This window comes from Bifidobacterium eulemuris (assembly GCF_014898155.1).
Lineage (GTDB): Bacteria > Actinomycetota > Actinomycetes > Actinomycetales > Bifidobacteriaceae > Bifidobacterium > Bifidobacterium eulemuris.
Window position 1 is genome coordinate 1,307,210 of sequence record NZ_CP062938.1, and the last position, 25,798, is coordinate 1,333,007.

General features: G+C 65.2%; 20 protein-coding genes and 2 tRNA genes. 3 read left to right on the forward strand and 19 right to left on the reverse strand.

Going from position 1 to position 25,798, the window contains the following annotated elements; all coding sequences use genetic code 11:
- Positions 1-35: 35 nt before the first annotated feature.
- The 4 genes from BE0216_RS05870 to BE0216_RS05885 all read right to left on the reverse strand — a co-directional run bounded on the left by BE0216_RS05870 (position 36) and on the right by BE0216_RS05885 (position 2,354).
- Positions 36-425, reverse strand: coding sequence for a Rid family detoxifying hydrolase (locus tag BE0216_RS05870; protein WP_072724702.1), 390 nt, complete (start codon positions 423-425; stop codon positions 36-38).
- Between the two features lie 113 nt (positions 426-538).
- Positions 539-1,207 carry an ECF transporter S component gene (locus tag BE0216_RS05875; protein ID WP_094637397.1) on the reverse strand — a complete coding sequence of 223 codons (669 nt, stop codon included), beginning with the start codon at positions 1,205-1,207 and terminating at the stop codon, positions 539-541.
- Between the two features lie 418 nt (positions 1,208-1,625).
- Positions 1,626-2,060, reverse strand: a complete 435-nt coding sequence (locus tag BE0216_RS05880) for a hypothetical protein (RefSeq protein ID WP_143249328.1) — start codon at positions 2,058-2,060, stop codon at positions 1,626-1,628.
- A 218-nt stretch (positions 2,061-2,278) separates the two neighbouring features.
- Positions 2,279-2,354 (reverse strand) — tRNA-Arg (locus BE0216_RS05885).
- 242 nt (positions 2,355-2,596) lie between these two features.
- On the opposite strand from BE0216_RS05885, the gene BE0216_RS05890 reads away from it, so the two are divergent.
- Positions 2,597-3,223, forward strand: coding sequence for a CYTH domain-containing protein (locus BE0216_RS05890; RefSeq protein WP_094637399.1), 627 nt, complete (start codon positions 2,597-2,599; stop codon positions 3,221-3,223).
- A gap of 17 nt (positions 3,224-3,240) precedes the next feature.
- On the opposite strand, the gene BE0216_RS05895 is transcribed toward BE0216_RS05890, so the two are convergent.
- From BE0216_RS05895 to BE0216_RS05905, 3 genes are all read right to left on the reverse strand, one after another.
- Positions 3,241-4,212 (reverse strand): tetratricopeptide repeat protein, encoded by a 972-nt coding sequence (locus BE0216_RS05895; RefSeq protein WP_094637400.1) that lies wholly within the window; start codon positions 4,210-4,212, stop codon positions 3,241-3,243.
- A 75-nt stretch (positions 4,213-4,287) separates the two neighbouring features.
- Entirely contained in the window at positions 4,288-5,241 is a 954-nt protein-coding gene (locus BE0216_RS05900) for a hypothetical protein (protein WP_094637433.1), read from the reverse strand.
- A 50-nt stretch (positions 5,242-5,291) separates the two neighbouring features.
- Positions 5,292-6,545, reverse strand: a complete 1,254-nt coding sequence (locus BE0216_RS05905; RefSeq protein WP_226805714.1) for a hypothetical protein — start codon at positions 6,543-6,545, stop codon at positions 5,292-5,294.
- Positions 6,546-6,625: 80 nt separating this feature from the next.
- On the opposite strand from BE0216_RS05905, the gene BE0216_RS05910 reads away from it, so the two are divergent.
- Positions 6,626-7,585 (forward strand): FKBP-type peptidyl-prolyl cis-trans isomerase, encoded by a 960-nt coding sequence (locus tag BE0216_RS05910; RefSeq protein ID WP_094637401.1) that lies wholly within the window; start codon positions 6,626-6,628, stop codon positions 7,583-7,585.
- Positions 7,586-7,685: 100 nt separating this feature from the next.
- Here BE0216_RS05910 and nucS read toward each other — a convergent pair whose 3' ends face one another.
- From nucS to BE0216_RS05960, 10 genes are all read right to left on the reverse strand, one after another.
- Positions 7,686-8,390, reverse strand: a complete 705-nt coding sequence (nucS, locus tag BE0216_RS05915) for an endonuclease NucS (RefSeq protein WP_094637434.1) — start codon at positions 8,388-8,390, stop codon at positions 7,686-7,688.
- 166 nt (positions 8,391-8,556) lie between these two features.
- Positions 8,557-8,868 carry a F0F1 ATP synthase subunit epsilon gene (locus BE0216_RS05920; protein ID WP_072724695.1) on the reverse strand — a complete coding sequence of 104 codons (312 nt, stop codon included), beginning with the start codon at positions 8,866-8,868 and terminating at the stop codon, positions 8,557-8,559.
- The gene (gene atpD, locus BE0216_RS05925; protein ID WP_094637402.1) at positions 8,868-10,349 is read right to left on the reverse strand and encodes a F0F1 ATP synthase subunit beta; all 1,482 of its coding nucleotides are present in this window, start codon (positions 10,347-10,349) and stop codon (positions 8,868-8,870) included. The genes BE0216_RS05920 and atpD overlap by 1 nt, the downstream gene beginning before the upstream one ends.
- Positions 10,350-10,357: 8 nt before the next feature.
- Positions 10,358-11,278, reverse strand: a complete 921-nt coding sequence (locus BE0216_RS05930) for a F0F1 ATP synthase subunit gamma (protein WP_072724692.1) — start codon at positions 11,276-11,278, stop codon at positions 10,358-10,360.
- Positions 11,279-11,281: 3 nt separating this feature from the next.
- On the reverse strand, positions 11,282-12,910 hold the full coding sequence (gene atpA, locus BE0216_RS05935) for a F0F1 ATP synthase subunit alpha (RefSeq protein ID WP_094637403.1): 1,629 nt from the start codon (positions 12,908-12,910) through the stop codon (positions 11,282-11,284).
- A gap of 48 nt (positions 12,911-12,958) precedes the next feature.
- Complete coding sequence (locus BE0216_RS05940; RefSeq protein WP_094637404.1) at positions 12,959-13,780, reverse strand: F0F1 ATP synthase subunit delta; 822 nt, start codon at positions 13,778-13,780, stop codon at positions 12,959-12,961.
- Positions 13,781-13,821: 41 nt separating this feature from the next.
- On the reverse strand, positions 13,822-14,340 hold the full coding sequence (locus BE0216_RS05945) for a F0F1 ATP synthase subunit B (protein WP_094637405.1): 519 nt from the start codon (positions 14,338-14,340) through the stop codon (positions 13,822-13,824).
- 89 nt (positions 14,341-14,429) lie between these two features.
- Positions 14,430-14,660, reverse strand: coding sequence for an ATP synthase F0 subunit C (gene atpE, locus BE0216_RS05950; RefSeq protein ID WP_072724687.1), 231 nt, complete (start codon positions 14,658-14,660; stop codon positions 14,430-14,432).
- A 70-nt stretch (positions 14,661-14,730) separates the two neighbouring features.
- The gene (gene atpB / locus BE0216_RS05955; RefSeq protein ID WP_094637406.1) at positions 14,731-15,540 is read right to left on the reverse strand and encodes a F0F1 ATP synthase subunit A; all 810 of its coding nucleotides are present in this window, start codon (positions 15,538-15,540) and stop codon (positions 14,731-14,733) included.
- A 561-nt stretch (positions 15,541-16,101) separates the two neighbouring features.
- Positions 16,102-17,145: a homoserine O-succinyltransferase gene (locus BE0216_RS05960; RefSeq protein WP_094637407.1), complete on the reverse strand. Its 1,044-nt coding sequence runs from the start codon at positions 17,143-17,145 to the stop codon at positions 16,102-16,104.
- Positions 17,146-17,276: 131 nt separating this feature from the next.
- On the opposite strand from BE0216_RS05960, the gene BE0216_RS05965 reads away from it, so the two are divergent.
- Positions 17,277-17,353 (forward strand) — tRNA-Met (locus BE0216_RS05965).
- Between the two features lie 108 nt (positions 17,354-17,461).
- Here BE0216_RS05965 and BE0216_RS05970 read toward each other — a convergent pair.
- Both BE0216_RS05970 and BE0216_RS05975 read right to left on the reverse strand, forming a co-directional pair.
- Complete coding sequence (locus BE0216_RS05970) at positions 17,462-18,673, reverse strand: sortase (RefSeq protein WP_094637408.1); 1,212 nt, start codon at positions 18,671-18,673, stop codon at positions 17,462-17,464.
- Positions 18,673-25,794, reverse strand: a complete 7,122-nt coding sequence (locus tag BE0216_RS05975) for an SdrD B-like domain-containing protein (RefSeq protein WP_143249329.1) — start codon at positions 25,792-25,794, stop codon at positions 18,673-18,675. Before BE0216_RS05975 ends, BE0216_RS05970 begins: the two co-directional genes overlap by 1 nt.
- Positions 25,795-25,798 lie beyond the last annotated feature (4 nt).

Genomic DNA, 25,798 nt, shown 5'->3' on the forward strand with positions numbered 1-25,798 from the left:
TGTGGCCACGGCGCGCAAGTCGCGGTTCGCTTCGTTTACAGCACGGCGATGGCGTCGATCTCCACCAGCGCGCCCTTGGGAATGTCGTTGCCGCCGAAGGCGCAGCGGGCCGGCTTCACGGAGCCGATGAACACCTCGGCGTAGCGGGCGTCCACCTCCTTGAAGTCCTCCACGTTCTTCAAGTAGATGGTGGCGCGGCATACATGCTCGATACCGGTGCCAGCCGCGTCGAGAATATGCTTGATGTTCTTCAGAGCCTGCGCGGCCTGCTCGCCCGCGGTTTCGCCCGCCAGTTCGCCGGTGGCCGGGTCGATGCCCAGCTGGCCGGACACGAACACGAAGCCGTTCGCCTTAACCGCCTGGCTGTACGCGCCCAGCGCCGCCGGGGCCTCGGAGGTAGCCACCGCTTCCATCTTCTCGCTCATTGATCGCTCCTTATCTTCCGCCGATTCGTCGGTTTGCCGCGCGCGAACGCGCCGATTACAGGCGATGATAGTGAACGCGCGCCGCGCCCGCCCAATCACCGCCCGCATTGCGGTCAGTCGCGCATGCCGCGAACCGCGCGTCCGGAGGCGAAACGGTCGAGCGCGCCGGTGCGGGCGATGGCGAGGTACAGGAACCAGCTCATCGCGCCGGCGATCACCACGCCGCCGATCATCTCGCAGATGAGATGCGTGATGCCGCGCGGGCTGATGATTGCCACGCCCTGATAGCGGAAGAACAGCAGATAGAAGCCGTATTCGACCGCCACCAGCAGGCCGGAGAGCAACGAGATGGGCAGGTTGAACACACGGTAGCGCGTCACCGCGAACGGAATCTCCGCGAACAGCCCCTGCAGAAGGGCCGAAGCGAATACGAATCCCATCGAGAACTGGTTGCCGATCAGCATCTCGGCCGCGGAACCGACCACATTGACGAACATCGCCGCGCCGGGCTTGCGGATGATCAGTAGGCCCAGCGGACCGGAGAAATACCAGAAGGCGTGCAGCAGGCTGGCGACGCCGGGCAGGATCGCACCCAGGAACGGAGATACGGCCGCATAGGCGAAATTAAAGCCCCAGAATACGATGCCGCAGGCGACACCGAGAGCGGCGGCGACGGCGATGTCGGCCGGGGTCCAGCGCAAGATGCGCGCGGATTGCGAAAGATTGTCGGACTGATTGGTCGGATTGGTCTGATTGACCTGATTTGAGGCATGGTTGCCCATGGGAAGCTCCTTATCCCGTTCGGACTGCGCACAGTGTCGGACATGCCGCAGGCGACACGGGCGTTCCTTGACCTGCGCAGTTCGGGCGGAAACGCCGTTATGCACTTTAGCAGTTGCGCACGGGCTCCATCCGCTTTGCCCACGCATAGGACTTAGTCGGAATGTCTCGACGATACCGGACAATCCCCATCCGCCCCACCCACACAGAGGACTTAGCGCCGGCATGAGCATGGACGAGGTCGGCGGCAAATCCGCCCCACCCACACAGAGGACTTAGACTGCCCGACCTGGAATCAGACAAACGGTACGTATCCGCCATGCCCACGCGCAGGACTTAGGAATCTCGCCCACATACGAAAAGTCCGCCGGCATCGTGGGATGTCGACGGACTGGAAAATCACGCGATGTGGGTCGCGCCTTACTTCAGCGAGGCGTTCACCGCATCGATGGCCTCCTGCAGGCTGTCCAGATGGGACTCGTACCAAGCGGTCGCCTCGTTCAGAGTCTCGGTCACGGCCTCATAGCCGGCGGCATCGTCGGCGGCGCAGCTCACGTACGTGGGGGTTTCGGCGGCGAGCGCCTCGTTAAGGGCATCCAGCGTGGAGGCGTCGGTCACGTCCTCTTCGGTGTATTCGGAGGCGGTGGAGGCATCGCCGTTCACCAGGCCGTTGTACTTGTTCGTCGCCACACGGGTCGCGTCGGAGGCCTCCATGCAGGCGGCCTTGGCGCTTTCGACCGAACCGCCGGACATCGCGCGCCAGACGAACACGCCGGCCACCGCCAGCACCACCACGACGACGATCGCGATCACCGGAACCAGCCACTTATTATTGGTCTTCTTCTCTTCAGCCATGACATACTCCTGTTTCTTTTCATGCCGCACCTTCTTCGGACGGCATCGCATAGGCCGCAGGTCATCCTATCGGAAAGCCGGATAAACGCAAATCGTCTCATAATCGCGTCCATATTCGTGAGTCTCCATAACAAAACCACCTGCCGATACCGGCGTGCGGCGAGCGGGCCGCGACCCGGGGAAACAAAAAAGGCCGGAATCATTAAGATTCCAGCCATTGGTGGGCTTGATGGGATTCGAACCCACGGCCTTTTGCTCCGGAGGCAAACGCTCTATCCACTGAGCTACAAGCCCGAGACTTCATCACTGTACACCACGCGACGGTCAAGACGTGCCCATCGGCGGCGCACGTCACGAAATCCGATACGATCCGTGCGACCCTTTTTCAACGCCGAAACGAACAGGATTCCTATGGTTTCCTTGATATGACGCGAATATGGAGAATGTGCGATTGTCACTTTCATGTTCGGAAAAGTCGCACGGCAAAACGTGGGATGGCGCTTCGTGCGAACCCGCTCCGGCAGTAGACTAGGGCTATGTCCGACCCAGTCAACGATTTCGAATACGAACGCCGCTTCTACTGCCGCGAGTTCCCCGACGAGATGGACGACGGGGACGCGCCCACGCTGATCGTGCAAAGCTATTACGTACACGACGGCAATTACGCCCTGCGCGTGCGGCTTCAGGCGCACGGCCCACGCCTCGACATGACGCCCGACCTTGATCCGACGGCCGTCGTCGACCAATATCAGAACCGTTTCTCCGAGGCGTTCGTCACCGTCAAGGGCCCGTCCGTGGGCGGCACCCGCTACGAGGCCGAACGCGAGATCGACACCCGCATCGCCGCGGAACTCATCAAACGCGGCGGCGAGGTGATCGTCAAGAACCGTTTCTCCGTTTGGATCGCGGAGGACGGCTGGAGTGTGGACGTGTTCGGCGGGGCCAACGCGCCGCTGATCATCGCGGAGGCGGAGCGTTCCGGCCCGGTCACCAACCTGACCATCCCGAAGTTCTGCACCACCGAAATCACCGATCAGGCGCGCTTCAGCAACGACGGTTTGGCCGCGCGCCCGTTCTCCCTTTGGGAAAGCGAATTCGAGGCGGAGCTCGCACAGAACGGCCCGCAGTTCCAGCAACTCTTCGGCAAAAACCGCATGGAGTAGCCGTCGGACCGCCGGCGTTAGTACATCAGCGTGGCGAGACGGCGGCGAGCCGCGGCAAGACGCGGATCGGTGGGTTCGGGGATGGCGAAATACTCCAGCAGACGCTGACGCACCGGCTCGATGTCGGCCTTATGCCCGTCGGCAAGAAAGTCCAGCAAACGATCGAAGGCGTCCTGGATCTGCCCGCCGATCATATCGACGTCGGCGACGGCCAGCTGCGCCTCGACATCGTCGGGAGCGGCGGCGCCGGCGGCGCGCACCTCACGCACGTTCGCCGAGCCGGAGCGTGACAGCAGCAGCGCCTTCGCACGTTCGCGCGCGGCCAGCGAGTCCTTCGGGTCGGCCTCCAGCACGCGGGCGTAGGCGTCGGCCGCGCCGGCATAGTCGCCCTCGCAGGCCAGACGGTAGGCCTCCATATGCTCGGGCGGCACGGCGGCGTCCGCAGCTTCATCGGCCCCCGCAACGCCATCAGCACCCGCGTCGGGATCGCCGGAGTACGGCGCGGTGCCGTCCACACCGGACTGGTGCGCCACCTGGATGATTTGCGGCACCACCTGCTCGCACAGCTGCGTGAGTTCGTCGGCGCTCGGCAGCCCCTGCAGCAACGGCATGGGCCGGCCGCCGATCAGCGCGAACAGGGCGGGCGCGCCCTGCACCTGCAGGGCCTGCGCGATGGAGGGATTGGCGGCGATATCGATGCGGGACAGCTGGATCAGACCGTTCTGCGCGTTCACCGCGTCGCCGAGCGCGCAGGCCATGTCGAACAGCCGGTCGTCGGTCGGCACCCACAGCAGCAGCAGGATGGGAAAGGTGGCCGAGGTGGTCACCATCGCCTGGAAGGTGTTCTCGTTGGTGTCGATCACGTAACCGCCGGCCGCGGGCGCGCCGCCCGCCTGCCCCGGCTCGGCTTTGACCTGATGTTTGAGCGCCTCCAAATCGACCGCCCCAGCCAACGACACTCCCGGATTGAATCCCGGCTGACCCGCCATACCACTCACCTTCCATACAAAAACGATGCTGGAACCATCATAGTTCCAGCATCGTATTGAGCGTTAAGCGTATGACTACAGCGCCTCGACCTTCACGGGGTAGCGTTCGGCGCCCACCGCGGTGATCTGCTGGCCGGAATCCTCGCTCGGCACGTACAGCGCCACGACGTTCACATACGTCACCTTCATGGTGCTGGTGGCCGTACCGTCGCCGAACAGCGCGCGCTCCTCGTCGGAGGCCGGCTGGGATTCGCGCCCCTCGCCCGCCTGCCGCGTCCATTCGGAGGCGATGGTCGCCACCACCAGATCGCCGCCCTCGGTGGAGCGCATGATCCACATCTGCTGCGGATCGGCGGTGAAGGTCTGCGTCTGGGTGCCGTTGTTGCGTTCCATGCCCTCCTGCACGGTGGTCGTCAGCTGGGCGAGCTGCTCGCGGAAGTAGTCGTCCGCGAATTCGGAGGCGTATTCGCTGCTGGAGCCGTTCTGCAGCACGTCGGCGTAACGCTCCACCGCTTCGGTGGGCGTGGCCACCAGATTCTCGTCCTCCGGGTCGCCCATCTGCGAACCGATTTCGGCGATGGCGAATTTCGGCAGCTGCGCGCCGGAGAACAGTCGCGCCACCGCGGTGAGCTTGTAGTTCTCCCGCGCGGAGTTCTGGGTCAGCACCAGCAGACGCATGGATTGCTGGTCCTCGGTGGTGGTGGTGATGGTGAACACGGAACGCGGCCAGCCGTCGTTCGTGGGGATCACGGTCTGGGAGATATCCGTGGGGATGGTGGCCTCATCGCGCAGGCTGCCGGTCGTCTGCGCGACGAGGATCTCGCTGGTGCGGATCTGCAGTTCCGGTCCGGAGAGGATCTGGTCGAGCCCGTCGGTGCTTCTCGCCTCATTGGCCGCGTCCAACGTCTCGAGAATCCTCGTGCGGATCTCCTGTTCCTGCGATTCGGTCAGGTCCGGAGAGACGCTGTCGGAGGACGGGGCGCTGACCGTGGGCACACGGCCCTCGCACGCGCATAACGACGCCGTCATGGCCACGACGATCGCCGCCGCGGCGCACACCTTACTCAATCGTGTCGCGTTCACTGTTCCTCCTGGGTTTCGGTGCCGCTCGGCTCGGACTGGTCGCTTTCGGTGCCGCTTGGATCGGGCGCGTCCCCGGTTCCAGCGGAGCCACCGGCCGGCGCGGCCGATTCCTCGACGCCGCCCACCTCTTGGGCGAGACGCGCGAAATACGCCTGCAGCTCGTCCGTGCTGATCACCGACGTGGCGGCGGCATCCGCGGGAAGGCTTTCGCTGTTGGAGTCGGGCAGGATCGCGCCATCGGACGGCGGCACGGCGCCGTTCTGCTGGTCCGCAACCAGATTGCGGGCCGTGGGGTCGACGATGGTCGGCGTGGCCGGCGCGGCCGGCGATTCGCTCGCCACGGTGGCGCCGCCGCCATGGCGGGCGTGGCGACGGCGGCTTTTCTTGCCGCTGAACATCTTCGATACCGACGCGGCGGATGTGGAGAGGGTTCCGGCGACCGCCGCGCCGATGGTCACCTCTTCAGCCGTCGCCGAAGCGGCCGCAGCGGCGACGCCGACGCCTTCCGCGGCACCGGAGACACCGGAAGCACCGGAGGCAGCGGCCTCGGCGGCCTTCTTCGCGCTCTTGCGACGCTTGCTCGGATCCATCGCGAACACCGAGGCGGAGAGCACGGCGAAGATCACGCACAGACCGCCCACAAAATAGAACGGCATGGCGAAATCAGGCACATTCTGTCGGGTCCAATCCAGCGATACCGTCGCGCCGGATTCCTCACCCAAATCGATGATCGCAACCTGCGTCTCGCCGGCGTCACGCGCACGCACGCTCACCGAACCCGTATCGCATGAGACATCGGTCCACATATCCGAGTCTTCGAACGCGACGGAGGAGTCGGATTCGTCGGCGGCGTCCCCCTGGGCCCCGGTCTCCTGCGTCGACAGCTCGGTCCAGTCGGTCAGCCCGGTCACCCGCGTGTAATCATTGCCGGACAGCCATCCGACGACGTCCTTGGCGGAGCCCAGCGCCACGCATACCTCCTGTGAGGAGTCCGACGCTTCGACGTTCACCCGCACGTCGGAATCCACCAGCGGCAGCACCCCCGGATCGGTGATGATGTATCGGGTGCCCGAAACCCGCGTGGAGGCCTCGATCTGGGCGCTTGGCTTCCATACGGTGGCGTTCATCACGCCCAATACCACGGCCGCTACCGCAAGCAGGCCGAAGATGGGCGTCACCACACCTCGCATGAACATGGCATGACGCGTGGGACGCTTGGCGTCCGCGTTTTCTTGTTCTTCAACACTCATAACGGCACCATTCTACAATCTTCACCTGTTGATTACCTAGACGCGGGAAAAATCAGGGTTTACGGCTACTGTGGTGGGTTATGCGCAATTCTGTATTCCGTGTCGCGGCCAAGATGACGGCCGCCATTGCATCCTTGGCCTTGTGCCTGACCATGTCCGCATGCTCCGACAGCTCGGACTCCGACGATTCCGCCTCATCGTCGGACGCGAACCAGATCGCGGGCATCACCGCCACCGGCGAGCTCGGCGAGAAGCCGACCATCAAACTGCACACCCCGATGTCCGTGGAGGACGGGGCATACTCCATACTGCAGGAAGGCGATGGCGAAACCGTCGAGGACGGCGACCGCGTCTGCGCCCAGGGTGTGGCCATCAACGTCGAGGATGGCTCCGAACTGATGAGCACCTGGGAGGACGACACCCCCGACTGCTCGATCCTCGTCGATTCCGACTACCTCTCCTCCACCTACTACGACGTGCTCAAGGGGCAGCCGATCAACACCACCGTGGCGTTCGGCATCAACGAGAACTCCTCCAGCTCCTCGAGCTCCACCGTCTCCTCGTACATCATGGCGCTGACGCTGGTCTCCAAGTCGCGCGACCTCGAGAAGGCCACCGGCGAGGAGGTCACCGACGTGCCCGCAGATCTGCCGAAGGTGACGCGCGACGAGGACGGCAAGCCCTCCATCGATATGAACGGCCAGGGCGCGGTCGACGAGCTTATCGCGCAGACGCTGATCAAGGGCGACGGCGAAACCCTCACCGACTCCAGCACGGCCGTGGTCAAATACACCGGCTGGCTGACGGACGGCACGCAGTTCGATTCCTCCTGGGATCGCGGCACCACCTTCGACGCCGACCTCTCCTCCTCCGGCTCGATCATCCAGGGTTGGAAGGATGGTCTGATCGGCCAGACCGTCGGTTCGCAGGTGCTGCTGGTCATCCCCGCCGATCTGGCGTACGGCGACAGCGGCAGCGGCGACACCATCCCCGGCGGCGCCACGATCGTGTTCGTGGTCGATATCGTCGCGGCGTACTGATCCCTCCGTCGCATCTCACATACGAAGGCCCGGCCATCGAGCGGTGATGAACCGCCGATGCCCGGGCCTTCGTCATAAATCGTGTCCGTTCAACTTGAACTCAGAACAGGCGCAGGGAGTCGTCCTCGGTGCCTTTCATCTCGTCGTAGTCGAGCAGCAGGCAGGTGAAGCCGCGGTCTTTGGCCAGCACCTGCGCCTGCGGGGTGATGGTCTGCGCGGCGAAGATGCCGCGCACGGGTGCCAGCAGCGGATCGCGGTTGAGCAGCTCGCAGTAGCGGGTGAGCTGCTCCACGCCGTCGATGCCGCCGTTGCGTTTGATCTCGATGGCCACATGCTCGCCGTTCGCGTCGATGGCCATGATGTCGACCGGGCCGATCGCGGTGGGATATTCACGGCGCACCAGTCGCGCGCCTTCGCCGATGCGTTCGATCTGCTCGGCCAGATAGCGCTGCAGATGGTCCTCGACGCCGTCCTTGATCAGCCCCGGATCCTCGCCCAAGTCGTAGGTCTCGTCGGAGTAGATGTGCTGCAGCGTCACCTCGAGCACATCGCTGGATTTGTCGGCGCAGACGCGCAGCACCTTCTCGGGTGCGGGCGTGTCCACATCCGCGTCGGCATTGTCCGGCGTGATGTCCTTCAGGGTGCAGGGCGCGCTCATCCAGTTAAGCGGCTTGTAGGAGCCCAGTTCCGAGAAGATCAACAGGCTGTTGTCGGCCTTGATCAGCAGCACGCGGCGCGCCAAAGGCAGCGAGGCGTTCAATCGTCCGGTGTATTCCGCACGGCAGTCAGCAACAAGTATTCGCACGGCCAACCACTGTAGCGCATCCCCTGCCGTTCAACAGAAAGGCGTCAAAGATCCTTGCGCCTCGCCGCGCTCACTTCCGCTCAGGATGACGAATGGACGGGGAAATGCAAAAGCGGGGTCTCGCTCGGTATGGAGTGAGACCCCGCTTGGGAGATGAGAAGGCGCGCTACTGCTGCTCGGTGGTGGTGTACACCACATCGTGTCCGCGCTCGACGGCCACGGTGAGTTTGTTCGAGTCGAAGGAGATGAATCCGTCGTTCACGTCGAACATATGCAGGTCGTCATCGGGCTCGACCACGGTGACCCGTCCCTGCTTGATCAGCGTCAGTATCGGCTCGTGGTTCGGCAGGATGCCCATGCCGCCTTCGGAGGCGGGAATGGTCACGCTCACCGCCTCGCCGCACCACACGGGATGGTCGGCGGCGACGATGTTCACCCGCATCGTGGTCTTGCCTGCGCTCTGATCCGAACCCGTCATCACGCACCCAGTTCCTTCTGCATGTCATGCCACTTGCGCTCGAGATCCTCGATGCCGCCGATGCCGGAGAACGCCTGCTCCGGAACGTCGTCGTACACGCCGTCGCAGATGCGCGTGAAGGCCTCGATGGTCTCGTCGGCCGGCACGTAGGAGCCCGGGCGGCCGGTGAACTTCTCGGCCACGTAGAAGTTCTGGCCGAGGAACTGCTCGATGCGTCGGGCGCGGGCGACGGTGGTCTTGTCCTCCTCGCTCAGCTCGTCGATGCCGATCAGGGCGATGATGTCCTGCAGCTCCTTGTTGCGCTGCAGAATCGCCTTGACGCGGTTCGCGCAGTCGTAGTGCGCCTGGCCCACGTAGCGCGGATCAAGGATTCGCGAGGTGGAGCTCAGCGGGTCCACGGCCGGGTAGATGCCCTTGGACGCGATGTCGCGGGACAGCTCGGTGGTGGCGTCGAGGTGGGCGAAGGTCGTGGCCGGGGCCGGATCGGTGTAATCGTCGGCGGGCACGTAGATGGCCTGCAGCGAGGTGATCGAGTGGCCGCGGGTCGAGGTGATGCGCTCCTGCAGGGCGCCCATCTCGTCGGCCAGGGTCGGCTGGTAGCCCACGGCGGAGGGCATGCGGCCCAGCAGCGTGGAGACCTCGGAACCGGCCTGCGTGAAGCGGAAGATGTTGTCGATGAACAACAGCACGTCCTGGTTCTGCACGTCGCGGAAGTACTCGGCCATGGTCAGGGCGGTCAGCGGCACGCGCAGACGGGTGCCCGGCTGCTCGTCCATCTGGCCGAAGACCAAGGCGGTCTTCTCCAGAACGCCGGCCTCCTCCATCTCGCCGATCAGATCGTTGCCCTCACGGGTGCGCTCGCCCACGCCGGCGAACACGGAGACGCCGCCGTGGTTCTGGGCCACGCGCTGGATCATCTCCTGGATCAGCACGGTTTTGCCGACGCCCGCGCCGCCGAACAGGCCGATCTTGCCGCCCTGCACGTACGGGGTCAACAAATCGATCACCTTGATGCCGGTTTCGAACATCTGGGTTTTGGATTCCAGCTGGTCGAAGGCCGGCGGGTTGCGGTGGATGGACCAACGCTCGGTGACGGTGACGGTTTCGCCGTCCTTCTTGTTGAGGATGTTGCCCGCCACGTCGAACACGTGGCCCTTGGTCACGTCGCCGACCGGCACCTGGATCGGGCCGCCGGTGTCGGTGACGACCGCGCCGCGCACCAGACCGTCGGTGGGCTTCAGGGCGACGGCGCGCACGGTGGAGTCGCCGAGGTGCTGCTCGACCTCAAGGGTGATGCGCGTGGGCGCCTCGCCCTCCTCGCGAACGCCGGTATCGCCGAGTTCCACCGTCAGAGCGTTGTAGATGTCGGGCAGATGGCCCACGGGGAACTCGACGTCGATCACCGAGCCCTGGACGCGGGTCACGCGGCCGGCGATGGCGACTTCGTTCTCCTGAGGCGCAGTGGTGAGATTCTCAGCCATATGCGTTCCTACTCTTCCTTTGTGTTCAGCGCGTCAGCGCTGCCGATGATTTCGGTAAGTTCCTGGGTGATCGAGGCCTGACGCGAGGCGTTGAGCTTGCGGGTCAGATCGTCGATCAGATTGCGGGCGTTCTCCGTGGCCGTATGCATGGCGTTCTGCCGGCTCGCGGTTTCGGATGCGGCCGCGGTGAGCAGACATTCGTGGATGCGCGACTGGATGTACTTCGGCAGAATCGCATCCAGCACCTCGTCGATGCTCGGCTCGAAGGCGTACAGCGGCGAGGCGTTCTCGGCGTCGTCCTCGGTCATGGGGCCGTTGTCCGGCTGGTCGGGACGGATCAGCTCCACCGGCAGCATGCGCAGCACGCGCACCTTCTGCACCACCATATTGATGAACTCGGTGTAGACGATGTAGAGTTCGGAAACTCCGCCCTGACTCGCCGGCTTCATATACGCTTCCATCAGCGCTTTGGAGATCGTCTCGGCGATTTCCACGCCGGGCTGGTCGGTGTTGCCCTCCCACGTGTCGGCGATCGCGCGGTTGCGGTACTTGTAGTACGTCGATCCGCGGCGACCGTACACGTACAGCTCCGGCTGCTTGCCCTGCTCGTCAAGGCGGGCAAGCAGCGATTCCGTCTCACGGATGATCGAGGAGGTGTACGGGCCGGCCATGCCGCGATCCGAGGTGAGGGCGAGGACGGCGACCCGGGGGTTGTCCTCCTCCTTCTTCACGATCGGATGCGACACATGGGTGTGGGCCACCAGAGCCTGCACGGCATCGAAAATCGCATCGGTGTACGGCTTCGCGTTCAGCGCCACGTCGCGGGCGCGGGCGATATGCGAAGACGCGATCATCTCCTGCGCGTTGAAGATCTTCTCCAACGACGATGTGGAGGCAATGCGGGATTTCAATGCGAGTTGCGAGCCCATAGGTTACTTCTCCCCCGCCACGATCGTCTCCTGGTCGACCGGAGTGTCCTGCCTGACCTCGGGCTTCTTGTCCACCAGCGGCTTGCCGGCGGTGGAGACGAAGGTCTCGCGGTAGGCGTCCACGGCCTTGTCGAGCGCCGCTTCGGTCTCCGCGGTGAAGGCCTCGGTTTCGCGGATGGTCTTGAGGATGTCGGTGTTGTGCTCCAGATAGTCGAGCAGTCCCTGCTCGAAGGGCAGCACGTCGGCCAGATCAAGGTCGTCGAGCTTGCCGTTCGTGCCGGTCCACACCGAAACCACTTCCTGCTCCATGGAGTACGGGCTGAACTGCGGCTGCTTGAGCAGCTCGGTCAGATGCGCGCCACGGGTCAGCTGGGCCTTCGAGGCCGCGTCCAGATCGGAGGCGAACATGGCGAAGGATTCCAGCGAGCGGTACTGCGCCAGCGAGATCTTCAGCGTGCCGGAGACCTTCTTAAGCGCCTTGGTCTGCGCGGCGCCGCCGACTCGGGACACGGAGATGCCCACGTCCACGGCCGGACGCTGGTTCGCGTTGAACAGGTCGGACTGCAGGAAGATCTGGCCGTCGGTGATGGAGATCACGTTGGTCGGAATGTACGCGGATACGTCGTTCGCCTTGGTCTCGACGATCGGCAGACCGGTCATCGAACCGCCGCCGAGATCGTCGGAGACCTTCGCGCAGCGTTCGAGAAGACGGGAGTGCAGGTAGAACACGTCGCCCGGGTAGGCCTCGCGCCCCGGCGGGCGGCGCAGCAGCAGCGAGATCGAACGGTAGGCCTCGGCCTGCTTCGACAGATCGTCGAAGACGATGAGCACGTGCTTGCCGTTGTACATCCAGTGCTGGCCGATGGCCGAACCGGTGTAGGGGGCGATGTACTTGAAGCCGGCGGAATCGGAGGCCGGGGAAGCCACGATCGTGGTGTATTCCATGGCGCCGGAGTCGATCAGGCTCTGCTTGACCGAGGCGATGGTGGAGCCCTTCTGGCCGACCGCCACGTAGATGCAGCGCACCTGCTTCTTCGGGTCGCCGGACTCCCAGTTGGCCTTCTGGTTGATAATGGTGTCGATCGCGATGGCGGTTTTGCCGGTCTGGCGGTCGCCGATGATGAGCTGGCGCTGTCCGCGGCCGATCGGGGTCATCGCGTCGATGGCCTTCAGGCCGGTCGACAGCGGCTCGTCCACCGGATGGCGGTGCATCACGTCCGGGGCCTGGGCCTCGAGGATGCGGCGTCCCTCGCTTTTGATCTCGCCCAATCCGTCGATCGGGTTGCCCAGCGGGTCCACGACGCGGCCCAGATAGCCGTCGCCGACGGGCACGGAAAGCACTTCGCCGGTGCGGCGCACTTCCTGGCCCTCTTCGATGCCCGCGTAATCGCCGAGGATAACCACGCCGATCTCACGAGCGTCCAGGTTGAACGCCAGACCAAGCGTGCCGTCCTCGAAGGTCAGCAGCTCGTTGGCCATGCAACCAGGCAGACCCGTCACGTGCGCAATGCCGTCGCCGGCCGTGGCGACATAGCCCACCTCCTGGGTGGGGGTGTCGCTCGGCTTGTACGACTCGACGAACTCGTCGAGCGCCTTGCGTATCGAGGCGGGATCGATGGTCAGTTCTGCCATGATCACTCCTTCTGATTGATTGTTTCGTAAATAAGTCTTCAGTGCCGGTCAGGCCGCCACGGCCCTGTGCAGGTGCTGCAGCTGCGCGACCACGGTGTTGTCCGTGACCTCGTCGCCCACCTGGACACGCATGCCGCCGATCACCGTGGGATCCACCACCGAGTTGATATGCACCGGATGGCCGGTTTTCTCGGAGTAGACGTCGGTCAGCCGCTGGATCTGCTCCTCGCTCAGGGCGACGGCCGTGGTCACGGTGACCATGGATTCGCCCATATGGCGCGAGAACTTGTTGATCAGCCACTGGATCGTCTCCAGATAGCGACGGTTGCGCAGATTGCAGGTGGCATGCTCGGCCAGACGCATCGTGATCTTGCTGAATCCCTGATCGCCGATCAGGGAGAACAGCAGCTTGATGCGCGCTTCGGCGGGCACGTTCGCGTCATAGAGCTTGGAACGCACCACGGGCAGGTTGAGCAGCGCCGAATGCAGCTGCGCCAACTCGATCGACACCTGCAGGGTGGCGTCGGTGGCGTCGGCGTAGTACATCATGCCGTCCACGGCGAAATCCTCCACCGCGTTGGCGATGTCGGAGACGCGGCTCCACTTGCGGGCGACCAGATCGTTCATGATCGTCATCGTCATCTCGTGCGCCTGATCGCCCAGAATCGTCCTGAGCACGGCCTCCTTGTCGGCGACCGGTCGGGACGGATCGGTGAGCGCGCGTTCGAGATGGATGTCATGGTCCAGCACGTTCGTGATGGTGAAGAGCTCGTTGCCAATGCGCCACGCCTCTTCACGGGTGTCGCGAAGACGCGGGGCCAGCGAGTCACGCGACTCGCGATCGGCGATACGTGATGCCTCTCCTCGCATGTCTCACCTCCCTTTCTTTGCGTTTGACTTGCGAGCCACTGTCACTTCTTGCTCATGCCGTCGATCATCGAGTCGATCATCGAGCTCTGCACGGCCTCGTCCTCCAGCTTGGCACCGAGGATCTTGCCGGCCAGAGCCGTGGCCAGCACGCCGACCTCGCCTTTGAGCGAGACCAGGGCCTGCTGCTGCTGCGATTCGATGGAGCGCTGGGCGTTGGCCATGATCTGCGCCGCGTCGGTTTCGGCGCGGGCGCGGGCGTCGGCGATGATGTGCGAGGCTTCGGCGCGGGCGTCGTCGCGGATCTTCGAGGCTTCGACGCGGGCGGTGCTCAGCTTGTTCTCGTACTGCTCCTTGGCGGCGTTGGCTTCGAGCTGGGCCTGTTCGGCCTTCTCGATGCCGCCTTGGATCTTCTCGGCGCGCTCATCGAACACGGCCTGGAACTTCGGCATGAAGAACTTGTAGAAGAACACCGCGATGATCACCAGAATGATCAGCGACCACACGATGTCGTAGACCTTGGGGATGAACAGCGCGATGCCGCTCTCTTCCGCAATAGTCATGTCGTTCTCCTTTCGTTGGCTTGGAATCTTCCCTGAGTGCGCCGCATGCCGCCCACAGCGTGTGGGGATTCACGCACGCGGCGGAAGTCTCACTGGAAGATGAAGCCAGCGACCAGACCGAGCAGGGCCAGCACCTCGACGAAGGCGAGGCCGAGGAACATCAGCGTCTGCAGACGGCCGCCGACCTCGGGCTGACGGGCGGTGCTCTCGATGGTCTTGCCGATGAGGATGCCAAGGCCGATGCCGGGGCCAAGAGTGGCCAGACCGTAGCCGATGACGTTGATGTTACCAGCGACCTCCGCGAGGGTGATGATATCCATGGTTTGTCCTTTCTGGTTTTTCTTCTGTTACGAAGGAAATCTTGATGGGTGTTGTCGGTCCCGCGAGGCGTTACTCGTCTTCGGGGAAGCTCATATTGATGTAGGCGGTGGTCAGCATCGAGAAGATGAAGGCCTGCAGGGCGGCGACCAGCATCTCGAAGAGGGTCATCGCGAAGCCCGCCGCGAAGGTGCCGACGCCGAGGAAGGCGAGCGCCTTGTCGGGCGATTCAATCAGGAACCACTGGGTCGCCGCGAGACACAGCGCCACGATGATGTGGCCGGAAACCATGTTCGCGAACAGTCGGATGGTCAGAGAGAACGGACGGATGATCAGCAGCTCGAGCAGCTGGATCGGGGCGAGCAGCACGTAGATCGGCGCGGGAACGCCCTTGGGGAACATCTCGTCGCGCAGGAAGTGCAGCAGGCCCTTCTCACGGGCGGCGGCGATCCAGTACTGCACGAAGCACCAGCCGGCGAACACCAGCGGCATGGTGATGGTGGCGGTGGCGGCGATATTCGCGCCGGGGATGATGCCGCACAGGTTGAACACGAGAATCGAGAGGAACATGGCGGTGATCATCGGCACATAGCGCTTGCCACGTTCCTCGCCCATCACCTGGTAGACGATGTTGTAGCGCACGAAGTCCAGCACCCACTCGACGGCGGCCTGCCAGCGGCCGGGGATGAGCTTGACCCGCGACGCGGTGATGCCGAGCACCACCAGCAGCAGCACGGTGGCGATGACGCGCACCATGATGATGCGGTCCATGGCGAACGGTGTGCCCTCGAACAGAATCTCCGGCAGCAGGAAATCGCCGATGCCGGGAAGCTCCATCTCCTCCGCGGCCAGAGTGACCCCGGACCCCAAGGTTTCGATCATGCTCACGCCTCCTACTTCACAACCGATGTCAGTTTAGCCCACTTCATGACGCGTATGTGACCCTTTGGTTACAAACCATCCACTTCGGTGAGCCCATGTTCCGGTGCCACTCGGCGAGGGCCGAAGTCCCCACTTGCGTCCCACCGGCGAATGACTGCGGTGTTATTGTTGTCCCGTCTCTCGACATCGTTCGCACCATCGCCCGCCTCCTTACTGCCAAGCGGCCCGCACGGCGTTTCGCCTCGGGTTCACGCCATTCGTCGCCATTCTTCGTTATTGGTCACATACGCTTCGTTGTGTATGGTTTGCGTCCGGCACGCGTCGCTCACCGATGAGGGACGGACCGCACAAACCATAGAATACGGATTAATCCGGCGCGGCACAAGCCGCGTCCCGGGTTCGCGCATGGCCTATGCCCGCTTGTCCTTTCCATGTCTCGATATGTGGAACCCGTCTCGCTTGCGATGCGGACCGCTCGGCGCGTCCCATCGCATCCCATATGCCATACGGATATGTGGGCATGGGAGGATACGGGAGATAACGTGAGGCGGGGAGGGCCGGCTATGCCCGCGAATCCGCGACCACGCCGTAGCCGTCGCGCAGGAAGGGCGTGAAGCCGTCCTTTCTGGGACTTCCCGGCTCATGGCGGATGGAACGGTCGGTGCCCAAACGCTTTTCGGCGCGCAGGCCCGGCACTTCGGTCAGATCGTACGGCGTGGTCTGGTAGACCCAGTTCAGCCAGTTGCGCCACAGCAGATTGCCGTGCGCGCGCCACGAGAACAGCGGTTCCAGCGAGGGATCGTCGTGCGGGAAGTAGTTTTTGGGGAAGGGCACGTTGGTCATGCCTTTGGCCATATCGCGCTCGTATTCCTCGGCGAGCGTGCTTTTGCCGTATTCCCAATGCCCCAACGCGAACACCTCGGAGAAGTCGCGCGCGGCGACGAGTCCCGGGCCGGATTCCGGCCCCCAGGTGAGCACCTGCAGGTCGGGATGGGCGGCGATGTCGTCCTCGTTCACGCCGGCGAGACGCGAATGCGGCTGCAGCGCGATCTCGTCGAAGCCGTTGGTCAGGAAGCAGTACTCGTCCTGCAGATACTGCGGGAACACGCCGAACAGTTTCTGCGGCAGATCGACCTTGCCCACGTGATAGCGGTAATGCAGCGCGCCCATCGCGCCCCAGCACAGATACATGGTGGAGAACACATGGGTCGACGCCCAATCGAGAATCGTCTCGAATTCGCGCCAGTAGTCCACCTCTTCGAAGGCGAGATGCTCCACCGGCGCTCCGGTGACCACGAAACCGTCGTAGTAGTTATTCTGGAACCGATCCAACGTCTCGTAGAAGGTGACGAGATGGTCGGCGGAGACATGCGTGCCCTCATGCGTGGAGGTTTTCATGAAGTCGATCTCGACCTGCAGCGGCGATTTGGAGATCAGACGCAGCAGCTGCGTCTCGGTTTCGATCTTCTTGGGCATGAGATTCAAAATCACCAACTTGAGCGGGCGGACGCGCTGACGCTCCGCCTCGGGCTTCTCAAGCGCGAAGATGCGCTCCGAATCGAGGATGTCTCGGGCCGGCAGACCACTGGGGATTTTGATAGGCATGCCTCCCATTATGGCAAGGCGTGGGATATTCGCGATTCCGCCGCGCGACGGCGGCGCGCGAATGCGACACGCCGGATTGACGGATCGGAAAAGCTGAGTATTGTAGATAGAGCTGCCTGATGGCAAGCCGACGCGGGGTGGAGCAGCTCGGTAGCTCGCTGGGCTCATAACCCAGAGGTCCATGGTTCAAATCCGTGCCCCGCTACCAACGAAAGCTAGGAATCACAACGATTCCTAGCTTTTTTCGTTTTCTCCGATTGTGCCGGGCAGCGCATTCCGGACAAAATCTGGACAACGCGACTTTCGCCGCCTGCCGTCACGCCCTCTCCGGACACGGTGGACGGATACGCGTATGACGGGCGGAGAGCGCGCGGAGCAGCCGGTGCTCCTCGAGACTGACGGCGACCATCGCGCCGCAGAGCGCCAGCCAGGATACGCCGCCGAGCGCCATGAAGACGATGCCGCCGAGACGCGGCACCTCGCCCGACGCCGAAACGCTCTCGCCGCTCGATGTTTCGTCGGCGTCGGACGGCGGCGCGCGCACGCCGGAAACCACCAGGCGTTTCGTATTGCCCAATCCCACGCAGGTGAGCAGACTGACGCGGTCTTCGCCGGATTCCAATCCGAACAGATCGGTGCGGTTCGGCTCGACCACCGCGATGCCGTCGATGCGGTAGCGCATGGTCGTGCCCGCCACATGCAGGGAGAATTCCTGCCCAAAGGTCAGCGTGTCCAGACGGGAGAACATCGTCGCGTCGGCCAAACCGGTGTGCGCGCTGAGCACCACATGACTGCCCACGCACGCGCCATCCGCGTCCGTCACGACATCCACGTCACCCACGCCGCCCACGTCATTCGCGCCCGCCATGCCTTCCGCATCCGCCGCGCCGCCCACACCCATCGCGCCATCCACGCCCGCCGCGTTTTCCGCGCCGTCCACGCCCTCCATGCCATCCGCGACGCATGCGGATTCGACCGGCAGACTGGAGCCGTACAGGTGGCCGGCGCCACGCAGCAGGGTGGCCGCGCCCGTGCCGTGATAGATGGGCAGCCGCACGCCGATCGCCTCGATGGCGATCGACCCGATATACCCGGTGCCGTCCATATCAAGCGCGTTTCGGTAGGTGCGGTCCGAGACGCTGCGCGCGCTATCGTCGCCACCCATGGGATCGACCGCTTCGGCGCGCATCACCGTGCCGAAGGTCTCCACCGATCGGTTGTACGCTTGCGCCAGTATGATCTGCTCGCGCACCAAGGCGTCGCCGCGCATATCGATATCCGCGTCCGTCGTCTGCGCCACCGACTGCAGACGCGCGTCCTCTTCGGCCCGCCACATCAGCGGGACGGCGACCGCCAACAGTCCTATCAGCACAGCCGTCACACCCAGAAGCCGCGCCGCCCACGCGCGCGACATACGCGCGCGCAGACGTCTACGGAACACCAAGTCGGCCGCATGGCCACCGTCAGTCGCGTCGCGGCCAGCGACTTCGCCTGCGAAGAGACCGTTCCATGCGGACCGCCCGTCCATCACCGGCCGCCGATCCTACGTGACGCGCGCAGCGCCAGAGCCCCGCCGCCCGCGATCAGCGAAACCGCGACAACCGACATAATGGTGCGCATGGTGCTGCCCGTCATCGGCAGTTGGGTCATCGAGGTGAGGTTCACGATATTGACCTGCCGCGCGTTCACGGTGTCGATGGAGGCGAGACCGTCACCGTCCTGCTTGGTCATGCTCAGCGTGGTGCCTTTCGCGTCGGTGGCCACCGACACACGGAACGTCGGCTTGAACACGGACAGGTATCCCTGCGGCGTCGAGACTTCGACGATCTCGTATTCCCCGTCCATGCCGTTCAATACGGCCTTGCCGGCGGGAATGTCGCCGACCAGTCCGGCACCCTGCTGGTTGTCCGCCAGTGTGTACGTGCCCGTACCGGTGTTCGAGAACCTGAGCGCGTCCCCGGATCGCAGGCCGCCCTCCACCTTATATATGTGGAAGCGGGCGCCCAATGCGGCGTCGATGGCGGCACCCTGCCCGTCGATTTTGTTCAGACTGAACGATCCGGTGTATGCCGTGACGGTATTGCCCGGCACCTGGCGCATCACGCCCTTGTTTCGCTGGTCGGCGGTGTGGTCGAGTCTGACGGTGTTCGGATTGCCCGCTCCCGCGATCACGCCCTGCGTGTTGATGCTCGCGCGGTAGTCGATCCGGATGTTCACCCCCGGCGCGAACAGCGTGCGCAACGCTTCGGTGGCGAGGATGTCGTCGCCCGCGCCGCCCATCGTCCAGGTGACGGTACGCTCCGAAACCGTTTCCGTGAACTGTTCCGACTGCAACGCCTTGCCGTTCACTTCGATGCCGATCAACTCGCCATAGGTCAGCCCTTCGCCCAAGGTGTCCACCACATGCAGTCGGTAGCCGTCGTAGCCGGTCCAGTTCGGCACCTGCTGGGTGATACGGTAGGTGATGGATTCGCCGATGGCGGCGTGCGTCGCGTCGACGGTTTTGGAGGCCCCTCCATCGGATTCGACGATTGCCTTCACCGGAGGCGCGACCGAGGAGAGCTTGATCTGCGCCACACCCAACGCCATTGTCGCGAAGCTTTTCCCTCCGGCCTTGGTGCTCACGATCATCGGCAGCGACGCCGGCGTGCCCGCGGCGGTGGAGTCGAGGATGAGATACACCCCGGGCGTGAGCCCCGAGAATGTGGCCGTGACGTCGTTCACCGTCGCATTGATCGTCGCCGACGACGAGACCGTGGCGTCCCGCGCGAGCAGACCGGCCAATTCACGCAGCTGGCCGGACCATTGCGGAGAAGCGTTCTCACGCAGATTCGTCGACACCCATTTCATGGGATTCTTCGCATCATAGGAGGGTTTCTGCACGCCGTCCTTGGCGGCGTCGGTATCGATCTGATCCAACGCGGATGCGATGGCCTGCATGAGCTTGCCGTTGGTGCTCATATCCACGCCGGTAAGCACGCTGCCGTCGGTTTGGGCGGCAATGTATTCGGCCAGATTCGCGGCGGTGAGCCGATGCCCGTCAAGGGAGTCGGCGGAGCTGATGGCGATGCTCTCCTTGACGGAGAGATTCACGGCGGAGTCGGCGGCGAGCGCGCCGGGAGCGACGCCCGCGACGGCGAGCAGCGCGATGGCCGCCGCCGCGGCAAGGGAGGCGATGGTGGAGGTGCGGGTCATGATGGTGTCCTTTCCGATGATGGTGGTTGGGGTGCGCCTCGCGCCGACGACGGCAAGACCGCCGATCAGCGCGAGGAACAGAAGAGGCACGGCCGCGGCGTGGCCGCCCGCGAAGGGCAGCAGGCCGATGGTCGGGCTGGTGACGACCACGCCGGCATCGACGTGGCCGTGGGAGGGAGCGACGGAGCTGAGCGTCAGCACACCGGCGCTGCCGTAGTCGATGGCACGGTCGCTGGCGTCGGAATCATTGACGCCATTGCCTTGCCCGGGGAGGGTGAAGCCATGTCGCGCGTCGCCCAAGGCGAACCAGATACGGTAAGCGCCCATGGCGAGCCTGTCGAAAACGTATCGTCCGTTCTCGTCGGTGACGGTTTCGTCGATTTTGGTTTCGCCGCCGGAATCGTCCACCGACCACAGGGCCACGGTCACCGACCCGTCGATCAGGCGTTCGCCGGCGTCGCGCAATCCGTTCGCGTTGCCGTCCAGCCAGGCGAGGCCGCCGATCGACCCCAGCACGGGCGCGTCGGAGTCGGCGGGGATCATCGCGCCCACTTGGTCGCAGGAGTCCTCGTTGCCCGCGGCGAAGGAATGTTCGAGTTCGGCCGACGCGTAGTCGCCACCGCTGCGGCAGGTAGCGTTGCCGACGATGTCGTGGGTGGCGGTGTGCAGACGCGCGGCATCGGGGGCCGCGGGTTTGCCGACGCCGGCCGCACGCGCGTGGGGAACGCCCGCATACGGCGTGTTCGGGGAGTCGAACCACGCCTGGTTGACGATGGGCCGGCGTTGGTCGGATCGCATCACCGTGCCGCTGAAGTGGAACACCACCCGCGCGCCGGGCGCGATGGCGGCCGGGATGCGGTAGGAGCGTTCGACAAGGTCTCCCGTCCGGCTCACGCTGACTGGCGTGACCGGCACGGCGGTGCCATCCGAAAGATCGCCGGCTTCGCGCATGTCGATCAGCGTGGGCACGGCCACGGTGGCGACGCTCGGCCCGAGACCGAGGGCCCCGCGTTTGCCGGAACCGGTGCTTCGGATACGGCCGTCCGCGTCCAACGCGAAGGTGGCCGCGCCATTCGCCATCGCGATATGCGTGTGATCGTCGCGCACCAGTCGGGGTGTGACGCTTGCGGTGGCGGTGCCGTCGCCGAAGACGCCGGAGGTGTTCGGTCCCCACATCCAGACATGCCCTTGCGTGTCGATCGCGGCCTTCACTATGCCTCCGGCGATGGAGGTCCATGTCCGCGTCGGCATAAGCGCGGTGGGTGTGGCCTCGGATTGGGCGTCGATGCCGAGGGTCCATTGCGTTCGTTGGGATGCGTTGCGCCCCCATACCCAGAGTTTGCCGGAGGCGTCCAGGGCGAGCACGGTGCAGTTGGTGAGGTTGCCGGAGGTGACGACGTCGCGCCATGTGCGGTTGGTCATCACCTTGGCGGGAGAGGTGCGTCCGCCGGTGGTGCCGTCGCCCAATGCGAGACAGCTGCCTTGCGATGAGAACCGGCAGTTGTCTCCCCAGCTCCACAGATGCCCTTGGGTGTCGATGGCGAACGCCGCGCCGGTGCCGGCCTGCACCACGGAGAAGGTTTGTTCCAAGTCCAGACGGGTGGGTTCGACCCATGCGGACGCCAGGGATGAGGTGGCGGGCCGTCCCACGCCGAGGCCGTCGCTGAGCACGCCCCAACTCCACAGTCTGCCTTGCGGGTCGATGGCGAGGGTCAGTTCGCTGGACACGCTGATGCTCGCCCATGTGCGCTCCGGCATCACCGCATGCAGGGTGGAGAAGCCGGTTTTGTCGTTCCAGGCGTAGTTGGCGGCGCTGCCGGTGTCGCCCAACACATTGCGCTGGTTCTGCCCCGCCGCCCACAGGTGGCCTTGCGAGTCGAGGGCGAGCATGCCGTTGGTGGCCGTTTCGACCGCCGTGAAGGTGCGGTCGGTGGGCACCCTGGTGGGCACGTGGCGGTCCGTGGTGTCGCCGAGCCCCAATTGTCCGTAGTCGTTGCGCCCCCAGCTCCACAATCGTCCTTGAACGTCGATGGCGTAGGCGAAGGTGCCGCCGGAATGCACGGAGGCGAACGTGACCTCGCTGTCGGGCGTGTGGGCGAGGGTGCCGGCCGTGGCGGCGAGCGCGGTGACGTCGCCGCTGGTGCGGTCCGTCAGCATGCCCTCGGCGTCGATGGTGAGGTCTCCCGCATTGTCGACGACCACATCCCAGGCGACCGTGCATGCCTTGGCCGTATCGTCGGGGCATTCGAGTCTGGTCTGGGTTTTGTCGACGGTGATTTTCGGGTCCGGCGCGTCGTATCCGAAGTTCACATCCGCCAGCGTCTCGCCGACGTCCAGCGCGATGCGGTCGCTGGAGTCCGTGGCCCGCGTGCCGACGCGCGCGTTCCATGTGGCGGTGTTGCGCACCGTATGCGTCCGCCCGTAGTAATCGTCGCGCTGGCGGGGCACGCCGTGTTCGCCGTCGCGGGTGACGCGCACGAGGTAGTCGCCGTGCCGCAGCCGGTCGAAACGATAGCTGCCGTCGGCCGCGGTGCGGGTGGTGGCGAGCGCGGTGCCGACGGCCGCTCCTTGCTCGTCCGTCCGCCATAGGCCGACGCTGACGGAGGCGATGCCGGATTCCGCCGCGCCTATCCGCCCGTCGCCGTTCTCGTCCCACCACAGACGGCCTGCGATCGAGGCGTCGGATACGAGGATGCGGGCGGGCCAGGGCATGGTGGCGACCGTGGCGCCGGCGCTGAAACGGCTGCGGCCGATCCACAGATGGTAGCGGTCGTCTGTCTGGTTGCCGTCGGCGGATAGCGTGATCTCTCCTTGCGCGCAGGCCATGCGCGTGGAGGTGCGGGTGAACGGCGAGACGATGCGGATGGCGGTGACGCGCGCCCGTTCGGTTGGGGAGAGCGTGTCCCAGGCGCGCCACTGGTAGTCGTCGGGATCGTCGGAGTATCGTTCGTCGGTCGCATAGGTCGCCACGGTGCCTTCGCTGGTGTTCTCCCCGTCCAGCTCCACGGGTTCGGCGAGGGCGAGACGGCCGTGGAAGGCCGATGAGCCGAGCGTGTATTCCTCCCACGTGCCATCGAGGCCGGTGTTGCCCGCGCCGGTCATGGCGGAGTCCTGATTGGAGGGCAGACGCAGCACCGTGGTGACCGTCCCCTCGCGTGCAATGCCGCGGTCGACGATGTCGAAACGCCAGCGCAACGCGTCCCCCGCCTCCACACGTTCGTTGAGGGCGGTCACGCGCGCGGCATGCATATCCGCCTGTGTGACGGCCACCTGCGTGGTGGCGGTGTTCGAGATGGCGACGGTGCCGGCGGCGAGCGCCCGCATGCCGCAGGCCGAGGCGAGCGTGCCCTGCGCGAGGTTGGAGACGGTGGCGCTCCATCGGATGACGGGCAGGGAGGCGGCACCGTCCGCGTCATATGTGGGTGCGTGTCCGGCGAGGGTGAAGGTCAGCGTGCGGCCGTCGCGGCGCATCGTCCATTGCGGCGTCAGGTTCTCCACGGCGCTCAGACCTTCGGGCAGGCCTGCCGTCACGGTGGCGTCGAGCGTGGTCGACGAGTCGGCGATATTGGCGATATGCGGCTCGATGGTGTAGGTGACGACGTCCGACGGGCGCAGGTCGAGCGGGTCGGCGGCCAGTCCGTCACTGGATGAAGCCCGCGCGTCCGCCGTCAGCGTCGCTTCCGGGTCGCCCGCCGCCACCACCCAATAGCTGGATGCGAGGGGCTTGGTTGTCAGGCGGCCGGCCATGCGCATCCGCGTCTCGCCTTCCACCCGCACGTTGCCGCGGGATGGATCGGCGACGGCGCGGCTGACGAAACGCATCTCCAGCGTGCCGCCATCCGACGCGACGCCGTATCCGATGTCGTCGCGCAACCGCAGGCGTATGGCCCGGGCCGTGACGCCCGGGGTTCCCGTATGCCATACGCCGTCGCCGCCGGACGCGTCAGCCATCGCATCCGCGCTCCATTCCACCCTCCACAGACGACTGTCCAACGGCCGCCCGTCGAGCAGCACCCGCAGGTCGCCGTCGTAGCGTTCCTGCGCGGCGTCCCACTGGTAGGCGAGCCGCACGTCGCAGTCCCGACCGCAATCGGGCATATTGCCGGGCCAGAGCATCAGACGGTGCAGCACCTGCGTATCGCGCGCCACGCCATGCTCGTCGATGGCGCGCGTGGCGCCGGATGCGGCGAATTCGCGCCCTTCGCGATCGAATCGCGTCGCTCCGGAGGGTATCGCCGGTGCCAGCGGATGGTATCGGCCGAATATATGGTCGCCTTCGCTTTGCCAACTGGCGGGACGTTCGATGATCGCGCGGCTGTGATCGTTGTTGGCGTACGGATAGCCGGCGATCGCTCCGGTGCGCGCGTCGCGTGTGGAGGCGTCGCGCGCCATGCCGTCCCCCGGCTGGCCGCCGTCGCCGTTGTTGGCCAGGGCCGTCCCGCCTTGCGCTTGGAAGCTGCCCTCGTCGGGCGCGACGTGAATATCCAGACTGATGACGCCGCCTTCGTCCATGCCTCGGATCGTCGGATCGATGGCGGGAATCGACCATTCGAGACGCTTCTCGCCCTGCGCGTGTTCGATGCGCAGCCTACCGCCCGATGCCTCGACCGGCTCGCCGCCCACCGTCCATGCGGTGGAGGCGGGGAACGCGGAGACGTCGACGGTGGCGTTCCATTCGCCTGCGCCGCTGGCGCCATGGGTGGTCGTATGCCCCGGGTAGGTCAGATGGCGGATGCGCAGGTCGAACCAGCCGCTCACCCGGCCGGAGTCCGCCCATGCGCTGACGCGTTCCGCTTTGTCGCCCTCGTCGCCGAGGCCGCCGTTGTCGACCACCAGATCGGCGCGGGGCGCGCTGACGATGGTCAACGCCTCGGCCCGCACGGTGTAGACGCGCCCGCCCGGCCGGGAGAAGGTGACCGACGGACGCACGCCGCCGACCGCCACGCCCGCGGTGTCCCCTGCGGTCAAAGTGACGACGCGTTCCAAGGACTCGACGGCTCCGGCCGGCACATGGTACAGGCATGCCGATCCGCCGTCGGCCGTGGCGGTGACCACACGGCCCGCATAACAGCCGATGTCTTGGGCGGACAACCGCTCCGGCAGATCCCAGGCCACGCGGACGTCCCGCCGGCCCGCCGCGGTGAACCGCAGACGCAGCAGATAGGTCACGGTGTCCCCGGAGGCGACCACGCCGTCGTCGGCGGACTCATCGCCGGGGGAGAATCCGTTGGCCGAGTTGACGAAGGTCTGCGCGGCCGTGCCGTGGCCGGTGCCGTCCGCCAGTTTCTCGACGGAGACGCTCGCATACGGTTCCGCGGCGGCCGGTTCCTGAGCCATGACCGGCGTCACGCACGCCATGGCGGCCAGCACGCCCAGCGTGGCCAGCGCAGCCAGCAGGGCCAGCACGATCGCGACCAGCGCTCTGACGCCATCGCCGATTATGTTCCGTATCATCGTC